17 protein-coding genes are annotated in these 16,221 nt (G+C 62.0%); 9 read left to right on the top strand and 8 right to left on the bottom strand.

Features of this window, described 5'->3' with window-relative positions; genetic code table 11:
- Positions 1 to 109: 109 nt before the first annotated feature.
- The 9 genes from DESUT3_RS04000 to DESUT3_RS03960 all read left to right on the top strand — a co-directional run bounded on the left by DESUT3_RS04000 (position 110) and on the right by DESUT3_RS03960 (position 7,906).
- Positions 110 to 2,308 carry a molybdopterin-containing oxidoreductase family protein gene (locus tag DESUT3_RS04000; protein WP_221251174.1) on the top strand — a complete coding sequence of 733 codons (2,199 nt, stop codon included), beginning with the start codon at positions 110 to 112 and terminating at the stop codon, positions 2,306 to 2,308.
- Positions 2,309 to 2,337: 29 nt separating this feature from the next.
- Positions 2,338 to 2,892: a 4Fe-4S dicluster domain-containing protein gene (locus DESUT3_RS03995; RefSeq protein ID WP_221251173.1), complete on the top strand. Its 555-nt coding sequence runs from the start codon at positions 2,338 to 2,340 to the stop codon at positions 2,890 to 2,892.
- A gap of 101 nt (positions 2,893 to 2,993) precedes the next feature.
- Positions 2,994 to 4,151 (top strand): NrfD/PsrC family molybdoenzyme membrane anchor subunit, encoded by a 1,158-nt coding sequence (nrfD, locus tag DESUT3_RS03990; protein ID WP_221251172.1) that lies wholly within the window; start codon positions 2,994 to 2,996, stop codon positions 4,149 to 4,151.
- A gap of 196 nt (positions 4,152 to 4,347) precedes the next feature.
- Positions 4,348 to 4,680, top strand: coding sequence for an ArsR/SmtB family transcription factor (locus tag DESUT3_RS03985; RefSeq protein WP_221251171.1), 333 nt, complete (start codon positions 4,348 to 4,350; stop codon positions 4,678 to 4,680).
- 68 nt (positions 4,681 to 4,748) lie between these two features.
- Entirely contained in the window at positions 4,749 to 6,071 is a 1,323-nt protein-coding gene (locus DESUT3_RS03980) for a permease (protein ID WP_221251170.1), read from the top strand.
- 27 nt (positions 6,072 to 6,098) lie between these two features.
- Complete coding sequence (locus tag DESUT3_RS03975) at positions 6,099 to 6,347, top strand: thioredoxin family protein (protein WP_221251169.1); 249 nt, start codon at positions 6,099 to 6,101, stop codon at positions 6,345 to 6,347.
- 10 nt (positions 6,348 to 6,357) lie between these two features.
- The gene (locus tag DESUT3_RS03970; protein WP_225911615.1) at positions 6,358 to 6,732 is read left to right on the top strand and encodes a thioredoxin family protein; all 375 of its coding nucleotides are present in this window, start codon (positions 6,358 to 6,360) and stop codon (positions 6,730 to 6,732) included.
- Positions 6,729 to 7,430, top strand: a complete 702-nt coding sequence (locus tag DESUT3_RS03965; protein WP_221251168.1) for a cytochrome c biogenesis CcdA family protein — start codon at positions 6,729 to 6,731, stop codon at positions 7,428 to 7,430. Before DESUT3_RS03970 ends, DESUT3_RS03965 begins: the two co-directional genes overlap by 4 nt.
- On the top strand, positions 7,406 to 7,906 hold the full coding sequence (locus tag DESUT3_RS03960) for a rhodanese-like domain-containing protein (protein ID WP_225911614.1): 501 nt from the start codon (positions 7,406 to 7,408) through the stop codon (positions 7,904 to 7,906). The genes DESUT3_RS03965 and DESUT3_RS03960 overlap by 25 nt, the downstream gene beginning before the upstream one ends.
- 190 nt (positions 7,907 to 8,096) lie before the next feature.
- Here DESUT3_RS03960 and DESUT3_RS03955 read toward each other — a convergent pair whose 3' ends face one another.
- The 8 genes from DESUT3_RS03955 to DESUT3_RS03920 all read right to left on the bottom strand — a co-directional run bounded on the left by DESUT3_RS03955 (position 8,097) and on the right by DESUT3_RS03920 (position 15,950).
- Positions 8,097 to 9,308 carry a molybdopterin molybdotransferase MoeA gene (locus DESUT3_RS03955; protein ID WP_221251167.1) on the bottom strand — a complete coding sequence of 404 codons (1,212 nt, stop codon included), beginning with the start codon at positions 9,306 to 9,308 and terminating at the stop codon, positions 8,097 to 8,099.
- A gap of 28 nt (positions 9,309 to 9,336) precedes the next feature.
- Positions 9,337 to 9,711: a winged helix-turn-helix domain-containing protein gene (locus DESUT3_RS03950; RefSeq protein WP_221251166.1), complete on the bottom strand. Its 375-nt coding sequence runs from the start codon at positions 9,709 to 9,711 to the stop codon at positions 9,337 to 9,339.
- The gene (mobB, locus tag DESUT3_RS03945) at positions 9,708 to 10,217 is read right to left on the bottom strand and encodes a molybdopterin-guanine dinucleotide biosynthesis protein B (RefSeq protein ID WP_221251165.1); all 510 of its coding nucleotides are present in this window, start codon (positions 10,215 to 10,217) and stop codon (positions 9,708 to 9,710) included. The genes DESUT3_RS03950 and mobB overlap by 4 nt, the downstream gene beginning before the upstream one ends.
- Positions 10,214 to 10,831, bottom strand: a complete 618-nt coding sequence (gene mobA / locus DESUT3_RS03940; RefSeq protein ID WP_221251164.1) for a molybdenum cofactor guanylyltransferase — start codon at positions 10,829 to 10,831, stop codon at positions 10,214 to 10,216. Before mobA ends, mobB begins: the two co-directional genes overlap by 4 nt.
- An 86-nt stretch (positions 10,832 to 10,917) precedes the next feature.
- Entirely contained in the window at positions 10,918 to 11,874 is a 957-nt protein-coding gene (locus tag DESUT3_RS03935; RefSeq protein WP_221251163.1) for a 4Fe-4S binding protein, read from the bottom strand.
- 2 nt (positions 11,875 to 11,876) lie between these two features.
- A complete protein-coding gene (locus DESUT3_RS03930) occupies positions 11,877 to 12,518 on the bottom strand; it encodes a TorD/DmsD family molecular chaperone (RefSeq protein ID WP_221251162.1) in 642 nt (213 codons plus the stop codon).
- A gap of 79 nt (positions 12,519 to 12,597) precedes the next feature.
- Complete coding sequence (locus DESUT3_RS03925) at positions 12,598 to 13,371, bottom strand: 4Fe-4S dicluster domain-containing protein (protein WP_221251161.1); 774 nt, start codon at positions 13,369 to 13,371, stop codon at positions 12,598 to 12,600.
- A gap of 26 nt (positions 13,372 to 13,397) precedes the next feature.
- Positions 13,398 to 15,950, bottom strand: coding sequence for a molybdopterin-dependent oxidoreductase (locus DESUT3_RS03920; RefSeq protein WP_221251160.1), 2,553 nt, complete (start codon positions 15,948 to 15,950; stop codon positions 13,398 to 13,400).
- Positions 15,951 to 16,221 lie beyond the last annotated feature (271 nt).

The raw sequence follows: 16,221 nt of genomic DNA, 5'->3' as shown, positions 1-16,221 counted from the left end.
ACACGCAGGGGGGAGGAGAAGACTTTCTTCTCCCCCCTTTGAAAAACCGAACAATCCGGATATCTGAATGTGCTGATACAAAAACCGTGACACCGAGAAGGAGAAGACCGTGTCCAGCCTGATCGATAAAAAAGTAAGCCGCCGCCGGTTTCTGGGCATCTCGTCCTGCGCCCTGGCGACGGCGGCCGTCGGCTCGCAGGTCACCGTACTGAGGGCCCTGGCTAAGGACGGCAAGGTCGGCGAGCCGGCGACCCTGCCCACCAGGGACGTCTTCACCAGCTGCGAGATGTGCGTCAACAAGTGCGGGGTCATCGCCCGGGTGCGCGACGGGGTGATCCAGAAGCTCGATCCCAACCCCCATTACATCAAGAGCCGCGACATGCTCTGCGCCCGCGGCAACGCCGGCCACCAGAGCGTCTACGACCCCGACCGCCTCAAGTACCCGCTGATCCGCACCGGCGAGCGCGGCGAGGGCAAATGGCGGCGGGCCAGCTGGGACGAGGCTCTCGACCTGGTGGTGAAGAACATGAACCGGATCGCCGAGCAGCACACCCGGGCCGGCATGATGTTCGTCTCCACCGAAGGGTTCCAGGAGCATTTCTTCCTGATGCTCGCCGAGTGTTTCGGCTCGCCCAACACCCTGCGCCACCCCTCGCTCTGCCTGGCTTCCAACATCCAGGGTTTCGGCGCCACCTTCGGCACCAACCCCACCCCCGACGTACTCAACGCCGACTACATCATCATGAGCGGCGCCAACCGCTCCGAGGCCTTCATCACCCCTGACACCATCGACCTGATCAAGGGGGCCGGCGGCAACCGCAAGGTCGTCTACCTCGACCCGCGCTTCACCAAGACCTCCGCCAAGGCCGACGAGTGGTTCCCGGTCAAGCCAGGCACCGACATGGCCTTCATGCTGGCGATGATCCACGTCATCGTCAAGGAAGAGCTCTACGACAAGCAGTTTGTCGCCGACGAATGCGTCGGGTTCGAGCAGCTGGTGCCGCACATCGAGCCCTACACCCCCGAATGGGCAGCCGCGGAGTGCGAGATCCCGGCAGCGGACATCGCCCGCATCGCCCGCGAGTTCGCCGCCGCCGCGCCGAAAGCGGTCTACTACCAGGGGCGCCGCTCCTCCTTCTTCGACAACGACACCCAGATGCGCCGGGCCATGGCGATCCTCAACGCCATCGTCGGCAACTGGGACGTACCCGGCGGGATGGTCCCCAACGGCAAGATCAAGCTGGCCGAGCACGTCTACGTCGCCCCCTGGTACGACGACGTCCCGCCGCGCCTCGACAAGGACTGCGTCACCTACCTTTCGGAGAAGGACGGCTCGTGGAAGCATTTCCGCGACCGGGTGCTCGAGGGCCAACCCTACCCGGTCAAGGGGATGATGGTCTACAAGCAGAACCCCCTGCAGTCGGTCCCCAACCGGGCCAAGACCCTGAAGATGCTGGAACAGATGGATTTCATCTGCACCATCGACATCGCCATGAGCGACACCGCCTGGTACTCGGACGTGGTGCTCCCCGAGGCCACCTACCTGGAGCGCATGGACCCGGTCGAATCGCTCTCGGGGATTCTGCCGGTGCTCTCGCTGCGCCACCAGGTGGTCGAGCCCCTGTTCGAGGCCAGGCCCAATCTCTGGATCATGCAGCAGATCGCCAAGCGGCTGGGCGAGGAGGTCTACGAATCCTTCGATTACACCATCGAGGAGTACGTCGAACATCAGCTCCAGCATCTGCCCGAAGCCCAGACGATGCTCGAAACCAGGGGGGTCTACTTCGAGTCGGAGCGCCCCACCTACGGCTCCAGCCGCGGCAAGCGCCTCAAGACCAAGAGCGGCAAGATCGAGATCTACTCGGAAAAATACGCCGAAAACGGCCACGATCCGCTGCCGGTCTATGCATCGCCGGCCGCCGTGCCTGCAGGCAAATACCGGCTGATCGTCGGGCGCCACGCCTACTTCACCCACGGCACCACGCAGAACAACCCTTTCCTGCACGACCTGATGCCCGAAAACACCCTCTGGCTCAATGCCGGCGAAGCCGCCCGCCTGGGCCTGAGGGACGGGCGCATGGTCCGGGTCAAGAGCGCGGTCGGCGAACAGACCCTGCGCCTGGAGGCCACCGAAAAAATCCGTCCGGACTGCGTCTACATGGCCCACGGCTTCGGCGTGCTCTCCAAGGGGCTGTCGCGGATCCACGGCAAAGGCGGCTGCGACGCCGAACTGCTCGAAGACAACGCCTGCCCGATTTCGGGCAACGTGGCCATGCACCAGACCTTTGTGGAAATCTCCCCGGCCTGACCCGCGCTGAAACGGAAGGAGTTTGACTGATGAAGAACAAACGATTCGCCATCGTGCTCGATACCCGCAGGTGTATCGACTGCAAGGCCTGCACGGTGGCCTGCAAGGCTGAAAACAACGTCCCCCTGGGCCGGGACAACCACCGCAACTGGGTAACCGAGGAACCACTGCGCGGCAGCTATCCCAACCTTGGCCAGAGCTTCACCCCCGGCCAGTGCATGCAGTGCGGCAACACCCCCTGCGAGAGGGTCTGTCCGACCCGCGCTACGGGCGTCAACCAGGACGGCATCGTCACCGTCGAGGAGAAAAAGTGCATCGGCTGCAAGTACTGCATGACCGCCTGCCCTTACAACGCCCGCTACTACAACGAGGAAATCGAGGCCGTCGACAAGTGCACCTTCTGCGCCCACCGCGTCTATTCCGGCCGGCTGCCGGCCTGCGTCGAGACCTGCCCGACCAAGGTCCGGGTGTTCGGCGATCTCAACGATCCCCAGAGCGAGGTGTCGAAGCTGCTGGCGAAAAACCCGCACCGGGTCCTCAAGCCGGAGATGGGCACCAAGCCGTACCTGTTCTATCTGATTTGAACCCGTGATTCGTAACGCGTAATGCGTAATGGGAAAAATCGTCTACCCATTACGTCTTACGCCTTACGCCTTACGCCTTTCGCAAACAACGGAGTCAAACAATGACCACGCTCGCCTTACCCAAACGGCCCGGGGAAATCCTCTGGTTCGGCCTGCTCGGCGCGGGGATGCTCGCCGGGGCGGTAGCCGTGGCCATGGTCCTGGTCAAGGGGCATGCCCACGTCTACAACGTGACCCGCGAGATCCCCTGGGGGATTCTCATTTCGACCTACGTCTTCTTCGTCGTCTCCAGCACCGGGCTCTGCCTGGTGTCGAGCCTCGGCGATGTCTGGGGCTTTGAGAAATTCGAGATTATCGGCCGGCGCGGGCACCTGCTGGCGATCCTCACCCTGGTGACCGGGTTCGGCACCATGGCGATGGAGCTCAACCACCCGATCCGCATGGGGATCTACGCCATCATCAGCCCGAACTTCACCTCGGCCATCTGGTGGATGGGCGCCCTGTACGGGCTCTACCTGGTGCTGCTGATCTGCGAATTCACCTTCCTGATGCTGGGCAACCGGCGGCTGGCCTTTATCAGCGGCCTGCTCGGCTTCTTCGCCGCCATCACCGCCCACTCCAACCTCGGCGCCGTTTTCGGCCTGCTGGAAGCCCGCCATTACTGGTACGGCTCCTTCATGCCGATCTACTTCATCCTCTCGGCCCTGGTATCGGGCGGGGCCCTGACGGCCCTGATCGTCTACTTCAACCACAAGGCCCGCGGCCGGGAACTCTCCCCGAAGTACGCCGAGTTCATGCTCACCATGGGCAAGCTGCAGGCCCTGTTCCTGGGCATCCTGATGTTCTTCGTGGTCTGGAAGATCATCCCCGGGCTCTACGGCCAGCCGCCCGAGAAATACGAGGCGACCATGGCCCTGATCAACGGCCCGCTGGCGGTGAACTTCTGGTTCTTCGAGGTGCTGATCGGCATGCTCATCCCCTTCCTGATCCTGGTCAACCCCAAGACGCGCACCGTCTTCGGCGTCATGTTTGCCGGCATGATGACAACCATCGGGATCTTCTTCATGCGCTACGATCTGGTTATCGCCGGTCAACTGGTCCCCATGCGCGAAGATTCAGCCAGGGGCGCCCATGGCCTGCTGAGTTATTTTCCATCTTTGGCTGAAATTGCCATCGTCATCGGCGCTATCGCCGTCTGCCTCTTTCTCTACACCTTGGCGGAAAAGATATTTGACCTCGAAGGCGGGCACCGCCATTAAGGGTTCACCACCTCCTGGATTCAATGCAATTCCTCCCTTGCGGGCCGGTGCCGTGCACCGGCCTTTTTTTTATGGGAAGGGGAAAGGCTTCCATTTTCAGGACAAACCCGGCGCCCCCCCGTGTGCGTGGTAGAAAAAAACGGCTTGACATAATTGGCTATTTGGCTATATTGCCAAACACAGGAAGGAGATCCGCATGGATCAGAAACGGAAAAATCACCTCGAAGCCCGCGCCCGGGTCCTCAAGGCCATGGCTCACCCGACCCGGTTGTTCATTATCGAAGAGTTGGAGAAAGAGGAGCGCTGCGTCTGCGATCTGACTGAGATGATCGGGGCCGACGTCTCCACCGTTTCCAAGCACCTGTCGGTGCTGAAGCAAGCCGGCATCGTGGTCGATGACAAGCGGGGCAACCAGGTCTTCTACCGCTTGCGGGTACCCTGCATTCTTAACTTTTTCGGCTGTGTGGAATCGGTGCTGGAAACCCAGGTGCGGGAGCAGTCGGCTCTGCTTGAGGCTGTCGGGAAATAATTCCTATTTTTTTGCTCAAGTATTTGGCTTTTGTGCCAAATAGTAAAATGCCAAGAAGGGTCCGGATTATGAACTGGTCGAGGGAATGGAAGCCGCTGGCAGCGATCATTGCCATCTTTATCGCCTGCTATTATCTGCCGGTGGACTGGCTTCAGCAGTCGCAACGGGTGGAGAACGCCCTGTGGGAATCGCTCCACCTGGTCAAGTGGTATGCCCAGGAGCACGTGCTGCTCTGCCTGGTGCCAGCCTTTTTCATTGCCGGTGCGGTGGGGGTCTTCGTCAGCCAGGCGGCGGTGATGCGGTACCTCGGGCCCAAAGCGAACAAGCTGCTGGCCTACGGGGTCGCCTCGGTGTCGGGAACCATCCTGGCGGTCTGTTCCTGCACCATTTTGCCGCTCTTCGCCGGCATCTACCGCATGGGCGCGGGGTTGGGCCCGGCAAGCGCCTTTCTCTACTCGGGGCCGGCCATCAACATCCTGGCCATCGTTTTGACCGGAGCGGTACTCGGCCCGGCGATGGGCATCGCCAGGGCGGTGGGTGCGGTCGTTTTCGCCGTCGTTATCGGGCTGCTCATGCATCTGTTTTTCCGCCGGGAAGAGCTCGAAAAGGTTGAGGCGGCCGCCGCCATGCCTGAACCGGAGGTGGCCCGGCCCCTGTGGCAGAATGCTCTCTATTTCGGCAGCATGGTCGGCATCCTGGTCTTCGCCAACTGGGGGCGCCCGGCGGACCCCTCGGGGCTGTGGCAGGCGATCTACGCCGCCAAGTGGACTCTCACCGGGCTCTTCGCCCTGGCGCTGGCGGCGATTCTGGTCGCCTGGTTCAAGGTCGGTAAGTGGCACATGCTGATCGCCAGCCTGCCGGTTGCAGCCCTTGCCTTAACCCTGCCGGAGCATCCCTCGCTGGCCTTTATCACCGGCGCGGTGGGGCTCTCCTCCCTGACGGCCACCGGCAGGGACGACGACGGCGAGCTGCGCGAATGGTTTTCCACCAGTTGGGATTTCGCCAAGAAGATTCTGCCGCTGCTCTTCTGGGGGGTGCTGATTGCCGGGGCGCTGCTCGGCCGCCCCGACCACGAGGGGCTGATTCCCTCCGGCTGGATCGCCGGCCTGGTTGGCGGCAACTCCCTGTGGGCCAACCTGTTCGCCTCGGTGGTGGGGGCCTTCATGTATTTCGCCACCCTGACCGAGGTGCCGATCCTGCAGGGGCTGATCGGCGCCGGCATGGGCAAGGGGCCGGCCTTGGCGCTGCTGCTGGCCGGTCCCGCCCTCTCGCTGCCGAACATGCTGGTCATCCGCAGCGTCATGGGCACGAAAAAAACAGTTGTCTTTGTCGGTCTGGTCATCCTGATGGCCACCCTTTCGGGGCTGATCTACGGAGCCCTGGTCAGTTAGCCTGCAACCTATGGAAAGGAGAGGAGCATGAAAAAGATTCAGATTCTCGGAACCGGCTGCGCCAAGTGCAACCAACTGGCCGCCAACGTCAAAGAGGCCGCCCAGGTGTTGGGCGAAGAGGTGGTGTTCGAAAAGGTCACCCAGATTAACGACATCATGAAATTCGGTTGCATGACCACCCCGGGGCTGGCCATCGACGGCAAAGTCGTCTCTCAGGGAAAAGTTCTCAACCCGGACCAGATCATGAAACTCATGCGACCGATCGCGGCTGAATAAAGGAGGTGAAATGATGCCCCGACAGGTTCTCCGGACAATCCTGTTCATCGGTCTATTGGTGCTGGTATTACCTTGCACTGTCTTCTCTGAAGCGCTTCCCCGGCTCGTCGATGTCGGTGCCGACAGGTGCATCCCCTGCATTAAGATGGCGCCTGTCCTGGAACAGCTCAGAGAAGACTTGGCCGGCAAACTGGAGGTCGTTTTTATTGATGCCTGGAAATCGCGGGAGGAGGCGGCCAGCTATGGCGTCAAAATGATCCCGACGCAAATCTTCTATGCGGCCGACGGGCGGGAACTGTTCCGGCACACCGGGTTCTATGGCCGCGAAGAGATCCTCGCCAAGTGGCGGGAGCTGGGCTATCCCTTCGAGAAGGACAAACCATGATCGAAACCCTGTTGGGGCAACTGAGTCAGGCCGTGTCCGGAGCACCGCTGGTTGCCCTCGCTGCCGCTGCGGGGTGGGGCATCCTCAGCATCGTTTTGTCCCCCTGCCATCTGGCGAGCATTCCGCTGGTCGTCGGATTCATCGAAGGCCAGGAAACCATGACGACCCGCCGGGCCTTTGTCATCGCCAACTTGTTCGCGTTTGGCATCCTGATGTCCATTGCCCTGATCGGCCTTTTGACGGCGCTGGCCGGGCGCATGCTCGGCGACCTTGGCCCATGGGGCAACTGGTTGGTGGCGGGAATTTTCTTCCTCTTCGGCCTGCACTTGCTGGGAGCTTTTCCCATGCCCTGGCCCGGGCTGGGGCAGGTCGGCACGCAGCGCAAGGGGCTGCTGGCGGCGCTGATTTTGGGGCTGGTCTTCGGCGTGGCCCTCGGCCCCTGTACCTTTGCCTTTATGGGACCGGTTCTCGGCGTTGCCTTTGCCGCTGCGGGCAGCAATCTGCTCTACGCGACATTCCTGCTGCTGGCCTATGGCTTCGGTCACTGCGCGGTGATCGTCTTTGCGGGAACCTTCACGGAAAAGGTCCAGCAGTACCTGAACTGGAACGAACGCTCGCAAGGCACTCTCTGGATAAAGCGCGTTTGTGGCCTGCTGGTGATGGCAGGAGGGGTTTGGCTGATCTATTCGGCACCCTGACCTCCAAACAAAAGGAAAAATGGATGAAAAACTTTACGATTGCCTTGCTGACGCTGCTGTTTCTGGGGACTCCCGCACTGGCGAGCGACGCCGTGCTGGAAAGTTACATCCAAAACTATGGTTACGACGCCCGGCTGGAAATGAAGGTCAGCAGCAAGAAAGTGCTCGATCTGCTGGAAGACGGCAAAGCAGTGTTGGTCGATATCCGCTTCAAGGAAGAACAGGAAGCATGGGGGCCGAGCTTCGCCCTGAAAATCCCGCTTAACGAACTGCCTGCCCGCCTGAATGAACTGCCGAAGGACAAAATCATCGTCACCGCCTGTCCCCACAAGGATCGGGCGATCATCGCCATGACCTATCTGCGCTCCAAGGGTATTCCCGCCAGGTACCTGACTGATGGGTTGATTGGTCTTGTTGAGAATTTGCGGGGTGATGCGGCGATGTATTTTTTGAAGTTACTGCGGGAGCAGAAATAGATAGCGGAGAGGACAACCAAAAGGCTCCCCCTTTGATTCGGGGGAGCTTTTGCCTGAAACAGTCCGCCAGTTATTCCAATTCGGCCCAATTCGTTGCTGGGGCAGAAGGAGTTGCGTAAGAAGGCAGCGCGGCGGATTTCAAAGTGAATCGTTCGGGTCGATTTTTAACCGGTACTTTCCTGCGGCATCGCTAACTGGCCGCACCGCCCGGTAAATAGATCAGCATGATTTCCACCTCCTGGCCGGCGGCTAGGTCGCCGCTTCCGGCGGCGACGGGCAGAAGCGCCTGGGCCCCTTGCAGGGAGCGGGTCTGGCCGGAGCCCTGCTTGCCGGAGGGGGTGAAGAGGTATCGTCCATCCTCTTCAACGACCGCACCCCAGAGAAACTGCCGGCGGTTGCCGCCACCGCTGACCGGGGCGGTCAGAGTCGCCCGGCTGCGGGGGGGCAGGGGGTCGCAATAACCACAGAGCCGCCGCAGGGCCGGCCGGACGAAGAGTTGAAAGGTGGCCGCGGCGGCCGCCGGGTTGCCGGGGAGGCCGAAAACCGGTTTGTCTCCCACCCTGCCAAACAGCACCGGCTTGCCGGGCTTGATGGCGACTTTCCAGAATCCAAGTTCGAACCCGAGGTCCTTGAGACAACTCTGAACCAGGTCGTAATCGCCCATCGAAACACCGCCGGTGGTGATCAGCACATCGGCCTGAAGCCCTTGCGCCAAACGGTCAGTCAGCTCGCTGCGCTGGTCGCCGGCAATCTCCAGCGGCCAGACCGTGCACCCCTCCTCCTGCAACCGGGCGGTGAGCAGATAGCGGTTGGAATTGACGATCTGTCCGGGGCCGGGTCGAACCCCGATGTCGACCAGTTCGTCGCCGGTGGTGAGAAGGGCCACCCGCGGCTGCCGATGGACCCTGACCCGGGCCACTCCGGCCGAAGCGAGCAGGCCGATCTCCCCGGCGCGCAGGGTCGTCCCCGCCCCCAGAAGGGTTTCGCCCTGGCGAAACTCCTCCCCCTGATAACGCACGTGATCGCCATTTGGCACCGAAGAGCGAAACTCGATGACGCCAGCCACCTCCTCCACGACCTCGATGGGCACCACCGTATCGCAGCCTTCCGGAAGGGGGGCTCCGGTCATAATTTTGACCGCTTCGCCCGGCAAAACCGGCCCTGGAAAGCCTGCGCCGGCCCGGGATAATCCGGCAACCTTCAGTCTGCCCTGCGGCGCCAGGCCGGCCGCGGCGAAGGCGAAGCCGTCCATGGCCGAATTGTCGGCCGGTGGCATGTCCCAGCGGGATGGGACCGCTTCGGCCAATGCCCGCCCCAGGGCCTCGGGCAGGGCAATGTCTTCGGCCGGCAGAGGAGCCAGCGTGCGGAGGATAATGTCCAGGGCTTCTTCATAGCTCAGCATGAGGTGCTCCTTCGTCGCATGTCTCGTATCATTTTGGCCGGGGCGCCGCCGGGGGATCTTCCTGAAGCGCGAAAATGTCCGCGAATTTGCGATCGATGAGCAGGTTGAGACCGTCGCGCAGGCGATCGTATTTCTCCAGCAACTCCCGGGCTGTGGGGGTAAGCGCGGAATGACCCCCTCCGGGGCCCCCCTTTTCCCGGCGCAGCAGGGGCACGCCCAGTTTGTCCTCCATGGCCTGCAGAAAGGACCAGGCCCGCCGGTAGGTCAGGCCCATTTCCCGGGCGGCGGCGTTGATCGAACCCAGCTCATCGATCAGGCGCAGCAGTTGTTCGCGCCCGTCGCCGAGCAGCGGTTCGCCGTCGGCCTCCAGCCAGACCTTGGAGCGCACCCGCAGCGGTTTCACGACAGGAACCGGGCAACGATCAGGTCGCACAGTCCGGCGGCATCGTCGATATGGAAAACCGGCACGTCGAGTTGCCGCGGCTGATCGGAAGCGACGGCGATCAGCGTTGGATCATGTTCCTCGCCGCGGCACATCAGGGTGGCGCTACGCTCCAGCCGGTGGACCTCGATCTTCGGCATGCGGCTGCGCTTGAACCCCTCGGTGAGAACGATGTCGAGATCGCCGCAGTAGCTGTTCACCGTTTCGGCCAGGCTGGGCTCCTGTCCGACGGGATTTTGTTTTACCATGGCGACCTTGGCCGGGGATGTAATCAGGGTCGTGTCGGCGCCGGCCTGGGTCAGGCGCCAGGAGTCCTTGCCTTCATGATCGATGCTGAAGCTGTGGGCATCGTGCTTGACGGCACCGACGCGGTAGCCGCGCATTTTCAGCTCGGCGATCAGTTTCTCCAACAGGGTGGTCTTGCCGGTGCCGCTCTTGGCGACGATGGAAACGACGGGTGGGGTCATGGTTCCTCCTTGGACATGCGCCGGAGATCCTCCGGGGTGTTGAGGTTGCGCAGCGCCCGTGCCCAGCCCGCGGGGAGGGTTTCGGAGTCAAGGTAGCGGACATGCACTTGGTGATAAAAATCGTAGATCCGGAAGTCGCCCCGCGCCAACATCCGCTCCATCGGTCCCAGGCAATTTTTGTGATAGAGGGCGAAGACCGGCTCCAGCCCGGCCGGAGAACGCGGCACGACGACGTCCCAGCCGTCCTTTCGGGCCAGGATGAAGCGGACCAGCTCCGGGTCGGGGTGGGCCAGATCGCAGGGGACGGCGAAAATCCAGGGCGTGCGGGCGGCGCTGAGCGCACCGTGCAGTCCGCCCAGTGCGCTGCCGGGATAGATGTCGGAAACGCAGGGGATCTGCGCGGTGGCCAGGTCGGGGCGATCTCCTCCAATCAGCACCTGGTCGAAAACGCTGCACAGCATCTCGCGGGTGCGGCTGAAGAGGGTCTGCCCATCGATCTCCAGACAGGCCTTGTCGCGCCCCATGCGGCGGCTGCGCCCGCCGGCGAGAATCACCCCGCTGACATCCTCCCATGGGCGGAAACCGTTGTGCGGATTGGACATAACGGAGGGCATAAATTACCACTGCGCCTTCATCGCTTTATCGATTTCTTTAAAGATTAAGTGGGTTTATGGCCAAGCGCCTGTGCCAGGCTGCGGCGTCATCGGGGAGCCGTGGCGGCACTTTTTGCGACCTGGATGGCCTGTCGCCTGCAGAAGGTCGAACAGGCTCCGCAGGCGCCGCAGAGTTCGGGCCGTACCAGGGGCGGGCTCCCGCTTCGATCGGCCGGAGTCAAGGCTCCCGTGGGACAGATGCCGACGCAGCCGGTGCAGCCGCGACAGTCTTGACTGATCTGCAGCCGTGGAAAAAAGGCCGCCCTGACCTGCGGACGGAAGTCTTCGAGGATCTCCGGCCAGGCGGCCAGAAGCAGAGCGCGGAAATGGGGAAGCCGCTTGTTCTGAAAGGACGGCGTCGGTGAACTGGCAGCCAGACGATCGACGAGGCGGACCGCGGTTGCCGATGACTTTTTCCGGAACAGGGTGAAAAATTCCCGCCTTGACAGCCCGGCTGCCTGATAGTGAAGGTCCGGTGCGTGGGTGATCAGCTCGAGGCGTCCGGCATAGGGGAACCCCTTCATTTGCTCCAGGCTCTTCAGCGCCGCAATCAGGGGCGCAACGATGGCCGCGTTGGGGCACTGGGCGCAAGCTGTCAGGTTGAGCTGCAGCGGTTGGGGCATGAGGGCCGCCACTGCCAGCAGCACCTCGGGATGGGCGAGCGCCCCCAGGCACGGCACCCGTTCGTGCGCCTGGGAGGGGCTGCCGGCGCAGCCCAATACCGGCCGGGAGTGGCGAGAAAGTTGCTGCAGTTTCTCCGCGAGGTTGAGATGGCAACCCTCCAACGCCCCGCTCGGGCAGGCGCTCAGGCAGAGCAGGCACCCGCGGCAGCTTCCCCGGTCGAGCTCTAACCCTCTGGGGGTGGGGCTCAGGGCCTGATGGGGACAATGATCGACGCAGGAACGGCAATCGGCCGGCGCGAAACGATAGCGCAGGCAATGGCCCCTGGCGAGGGTAACGGGGTGCTCCGGGGTCAGGAGCGTTATGGCCGTGGTGCCAACCATGTTCAGCCTTGTGCAGCCAGGGTGGTCTGCCGCTGGACAAAGTGCTTGGTCAGTTTTGCCAGCAGGCGATAAAAACGGGATTGGGCACCCTGCTCCATGGCGCTCGTGAAGGGGGACACCCAGCGTCCGAGATGTTCCTGGAGCAAGTGTTTCCTCAGGGATTTTATCTGCTCCAGGGCGCCGAGATCCGAGGCGGACAACGCTTCGTTTACCTGGTAATTGAGCAGATAGAGGAACTCCAGTTCGGCGGCGATGTGGTCGGGCACCTCGCGAAAGTCCTCCGCCAGGTCGAAACCGCCTTCCCGGTACAATTCTCTGACCGCCGCAGTCGACTGCCCCATCAGTACCTTATCCCCCTCCAGCCACACCGACCCGTAGGGTTTGGCCAGGATTTCGAAGGGGCCAAGGAACAGCCGGCTGTAGTCGAGCAGAAGGTCCTGCAGGTCTTCGCCAGCGAAAGCCTCGGCCAGAGCTCGGGAGATTTCCGCCAGGTCGGGGTCGATTTCTCCAGCCAACTCGGCCAGGCGCTGGAAAACCTGTTCTTCGCGAAACATTTCATCAGGCTGATAAAAACTCGCGGCAAGCAGCCGACAGATTTCTTCCTGAGCCAGGTCAGCAGCGGAGGAGGAGTTCGTTTGTGCCATGATTTTCGCCATATAGAGTCAGTCATTTTCTGTTATTCCTGGGGCCGACGGGCGCCGGCCCCAGGATGGTTGTCATCGATCAGCCCTTGACGCCGTATTCGCGAACGTAGAAGACGTTGGGCTCGGTCCCCTCCTCCTCCAGAAGCACGCTGGCCTGGTGCTTTTTCAGAGTCAGAGCCGGAGCGCTGGCGGGATCGTTGAGATCCCCGAAGAGTCGCGCCTGGGCCGGACAGGCCTCGACACAGGCCGGCAGCAGACCGTGGGTGATGCGGTGGTGGCAGAAGATGCATTTTTCCACCACCCCGGAGCGCCTTACCGGTTGGTAATCCCCCGACTCGTACTGGTTCATGGCGGGCGGGGTCGCCCCGGCTTTTTGCGCCGACTCCGCTCCCGAGGCGGTGCATCCGGGAATCAGTTCTTTCCCGTCGCTCCACATGGGTTGGGTTTCGCGACCATGGAAGTTGAAGCTGATCACGCTGTATGATTCGCCCTTGAAGCTCCCTTCGGCCAGCTCGAACTGGCTGTAGGGGCAGGCCTCCTGGCAGAGGCGGCAACCGATGCAGCGCCCCTGGTTGTGCAGCGTGGTGTTGTCGTCGGCCTTGAACATGGCCTTGGGGGTGACCGGGCAGGCCTCCACGCAGAAGGCGTTGGTGCAGTGGTTGCACAGCACGGGGATGGTGGTCGACTTGACGTTGGGGAAGCTCCCCTCGGTCTTCATCAGAAAGTCGGCCCAGTTGTAGCTCTGCCCCTCATCCCGGGTGCGCGTGTTGTTCTCGTTTTTGCAGGCCAGGGCGCAGGCGCCGCAGCCCACACACTGGTGCAGGTCGATAACCATTCCGTATTTCTTGGGCATATCCGCCTCCATTCCTTGATAGTCGATCAGGCTTTGACGATCTTGACCCGGGTAACGGCGTGCCGGGCGGTGGAACCGCTCAGCCGGTCGTAATCGGCGACCAGGATCTCATTGTTGTTGCCGCCGCGGGGTTTGGCCGCATGATAGTCGGCGGCCGCGACCTTGCCGTAGGCCCAGTGCCCCTGGCCGTAGCTCTTGTTCACCGTCCCCGGGCGCACCCCTTCCCAAAGCGCCACGGTCACGGTCATCTCGGCGACCGGCGAAATAACCTTCACGGTATCGCCATCCTTGAGGCCGAGGATTCTGGCGTCGGCAGGATTGATCTTGAGCGCGTCCTGATGGCTCACGTCACCCGGGCCGACCTTGGTGAACTCGTGGAAATTTGGCAGGTTGGCGCTGCGGGCCTCGCGGTTGAGGCGGTTCTTGTTGTCGATGAAGACGAAGGGGAACTCCTTCTCGTCGCCATGGATCTTGGGCGGTTCGTAATGAGGGATGAAAGCCTGCTCGCCCCGGGCAACGTACTGGGCAGCTTCCATTACGCCATCCACCGTCGCCTTGTTTTTCTCGGCGTGTTCGGTGAGGGCCTTTTTCAGGGTCTCGCTGTAGAATTCGAATTTCTTGGTTTCGGTCTTCCACTTGCCCCAGTTCATTTTGAAAGGATACTGGCTCGACTGCCACAGCCCGGCGGCAAGAAACTCACTCCAGCCGCTGAACTTGTCACCATCTTTGTTCTTGGCCGGGTCCCACATGTTCTGGGTCATGTATTTTACGGTAAAGAGAGCGAACTCCTGAGAGTTGGTCGGCTTTTGGCCGGTCTCCAGATCGACCATCTCGTTGTGGAAATAGTCGTAGAGGTTTGGGAAACCTTTCTCCTTCAGTTTCTCCGCCAGCAGCCAGGAGATTTCCGTTTCGTCGATGCGCACGTCCCACAGAGGTTTGACCACCGGTTGCTGCAGACTGATGTAGCTGTAACGGTTGAACTTGGAGGGTACAAACCCCCAGCGCTCGAACTTGTGGAAGGCCGCCGGCAGAACGATGTCGGCATACTGGGTCATCTCCGCCGGGTTGGTGGTGATGTGGACGAAGAAGGGGATCTTTTCCATCGCCTTCTCCCAGCGCTCCGCTCCGGTGCAGGAAAAGGTGAAGTTGTTCCAGTAGCCAACGGCCACCTTGATGTCGTAGGGATCGGCGTTGAGGATGCCGTCGGCGGCTCGGTTGGTGACCACCCCGCCGCCCGATTTGCCGCTGGCGAGGGCGGGGAATTCCAGGGTGCCGCGCTGGTCGATCTTCTTGTGCTTGCCACCCTTGGCGGCGATCTCGTCGATGTAGGGCTTGAACTTGTCGCCGTAGAGGGGGATGTGCTCGTAGGGGGCCTTCATCTTTTGCAGGGTCCCCCCCTCGCTGTCCACCGAGCCGACCAGGCCGTTGAGGGCATGGGCGGCAAACGCCGCGTAGGCGCCGCGCGGCTGCATGGCGGCGCCGGGCGCCATCCAGACCATGCAGTTGGGTGCCGCCTTGGCCAGGCCGCTGGCAACCCGCACGATCTGCTCGGCAGGGATGCCGCAGAGGCCGGCGGCCCACTCCGGCGTGCGGTCTTTGAGCTCCAGGTTCCACCACTTGACCACACCGTTAGTGAGCTTTTCGTCGAACAGGCCCTCATCGACGCTCTGCCCGGCCTTGAAACGGTTCTGGCCGTCCTGGAAATCGCCGACGAATTCGCGGCTCCACAACCCCTGGGTGAGGATCACGTGGGCCATGGCCACCGCCAGGGCGCCGTCCTGTCCCGGGATAACCGGCAGCCACTCGTGGGCCTTTGACGCCGAGGCGGAGAAGCGCGGATCGACCACGGCGATGGTCGCCTGATCCATGACCTTGCCCCATTGGTGAATCGCGTTGGGCACCTGGCGGTTGGAGGCCAGGGGGTCGCCGCCGAACAGCAGGACGTACTTGGTGTTCTCCAGGTCGTAGTCGCGGTAGTCCCAGTACCCCTCGGTGTAGTAGGCGCCGAACTTCTCGGCCTCGGCGCAGAGGGCGCTGTGGGAGATGTTGTTGGGGGAACCGAAGATTTTGGGGACCGCATCGTAGAGGACGTCCCGACAATAGGTGTAGCGGCCGCGCATCAGCATGAACTTCTCGGGTTCGCCGGCCCGGCGCAGCTCCATCATCTTCTCGGCGACGGTTTCCAGGGCCTCGTCCCAGCTGATGGGCACGAACTTCGGATCGACGCCCCGCCCCTTTTTCGGGTTGGTGCGCTTCATCGGCACCTTGATGCGGTCGGGGTCGTACATCTGGCCGATGGAGAGATGGCCGCGGGGACAGACGTAGCCGTGGTTGCTTTTCGAGCGCTGGTTGCCCCGTACTTTAACCACCCGTCCATCCTGCACCAGCACCTCGACGGGGCACCAGGTGGTGCACCCCTGACAGGTGCTGGGTTTCCACTCTCCCTGGCCGGGGGATTTCGGCTTGGCCTGCGCTTCGGTCATGGCACTGGTTTCGGGCTTTCTCCCCGCACAACCGGCCAGGACAACGCCCCCGGTAGCAGCTGAAGCTTGCAGGAATTTTCTGCGTGACAGTTTCATAAACGCCTCCATTGTCTGTTATTGAGGAGCAGGTTTGCACTGCAGCAACTCGACTGTGTCTTTAACCTTTGTTAGGCAGGAGCAAATCCCATGCCACCGTAAGTGATCGATAATACTGTAGTTTTCAAGTGTGGCATAAGGAGTCAACCGTTACCCGGAGGTAGCGTCGCCCGATGAGGGCAAGCCAACCATTTGAAACAAAAGACCTTTTGCAACCAGGCCTGCTCCTGCTACGAAAAAGTAACACTCGGGGATTTGCCGGACAGAGGAA

The sequence above is a fragment of the Desulfuromonas versatilis genome, assembly GCF_019704135.1.
In the GTDB taxonomy this organism is placed as follows: domain Bacteria; phylum Desulfobacterota; class Desulfuromonadia; order Desulfuromonadales; family NIT-T3; genus Desulfuromonas_A; species Desulfuromonas_A versatilis.
Note: the sequence above shows the minus strand (reverse complement) of the source record. Positions and strands in the feature narration are given on the sequence as shown.

Excerpts from the sequence above, each read along its gene's own strand:
- DESUT3_RS03995 (WP_221251173.1), top strand. The coding sequence starts at position 2,338 with ATGAAGAACAAACGATTCGCCATCGTGCTCGATACCCGCAGGTGTATC.
- nrfD (WP_221251172.1), top strand. The coding sequence starts at position 2,994 with ATGACCACGCTCGCCTTACCCAAACGGCCCGGGGAAATCCTCTGGTTC.
- DESUT3_RS03985 (WP_221251171.1), top strand. The coding sequence starts at position 4,348 with ATGGATCAGAAACGGAAAAATCACCTCGAAGCCCGCGCCCGGGTCCTC.
- DESUT3_RS03980 (WP_221251170.1), top strand. The coding sequence starts at position 4,749 with ATGAACTGGTCGAGGGAATGGAAGCCGCTGGCAGCGATCATTGCCATC.
- DESUT3_RS03975 (WP_221251169.1), top strand. The coding sequence starts at position 6,099 with ATGAAAAAGATTCAGATTCTCGGAACCGGCTGCGCCAAGTGCAACCAA.
- DESUT3_RS03970 (WP_225911615.1), top strand. The coding sequence starts at position 6,358 with ATGATGCCCCGACAGGTTCTCCGGACAATCCTGTTCATCGGTCTATTG.
- DESUT3_RS03965 (WP_221251168.1), top strand. The coding sequence starts at position 6,729 with ATGATCGAAACCCTGTTGGGGCAACTGAGTCAGGCCGTGTCCGGAGCA.
- DESUT3_RS03955 (WP_221251167.1), bottom strand. The coding sequence starts at position 9,308 with ATGCTGAGCTATGAAGAAGCCCTGGACATTATCCTCCGCACGCTGGCT.
- mobB (WP_221251165.1), bottom strand. The coding sequence starts at position 10,217 with ATGACCCCACCCGTCGTTTCCATCGTCGCCAAGAGCGGCACCGGCAAG.
- mobA (WP_221251164.1), bottom strand. The coding sequence starts at position 10,831 with ATGCCCTCCGTTATGTCCAATCCGCACAACGGTTTCCGCCCATGGGAG.
- DESUT3_RS03935 (WP_221251163.1), bottom strand. The coding sequence starts at position 11,874 with ATGGTTGGCACCACGGCCATAACGCTCCTGACCCCGGAGCACCCCGTT.
- DESUT3_RS03930 (WP_221251162.1), bottom strand. The coding sequence starts at position 12,518 with ATGGCACAAACGAACTCCTCCTCCGCTGCTGACCTGGCTCAGGAAGAA.
- DESUT3_RS03925 (WP_221251161.1), bottom strand. The coding sequence starts at position 13,371 with ATGCCCAAGAAATACGGAATGGTTATCGACCTGCACCAGTGTGTGGGC.
- DESUT3_RS03920 (WP_221251160.1), bottom strand. The coding sequence starts at position 15,950 with ATGAAACTGTCACGCAGAAAATTCCTGCAAGCTTCAGCTGCTACCGGG.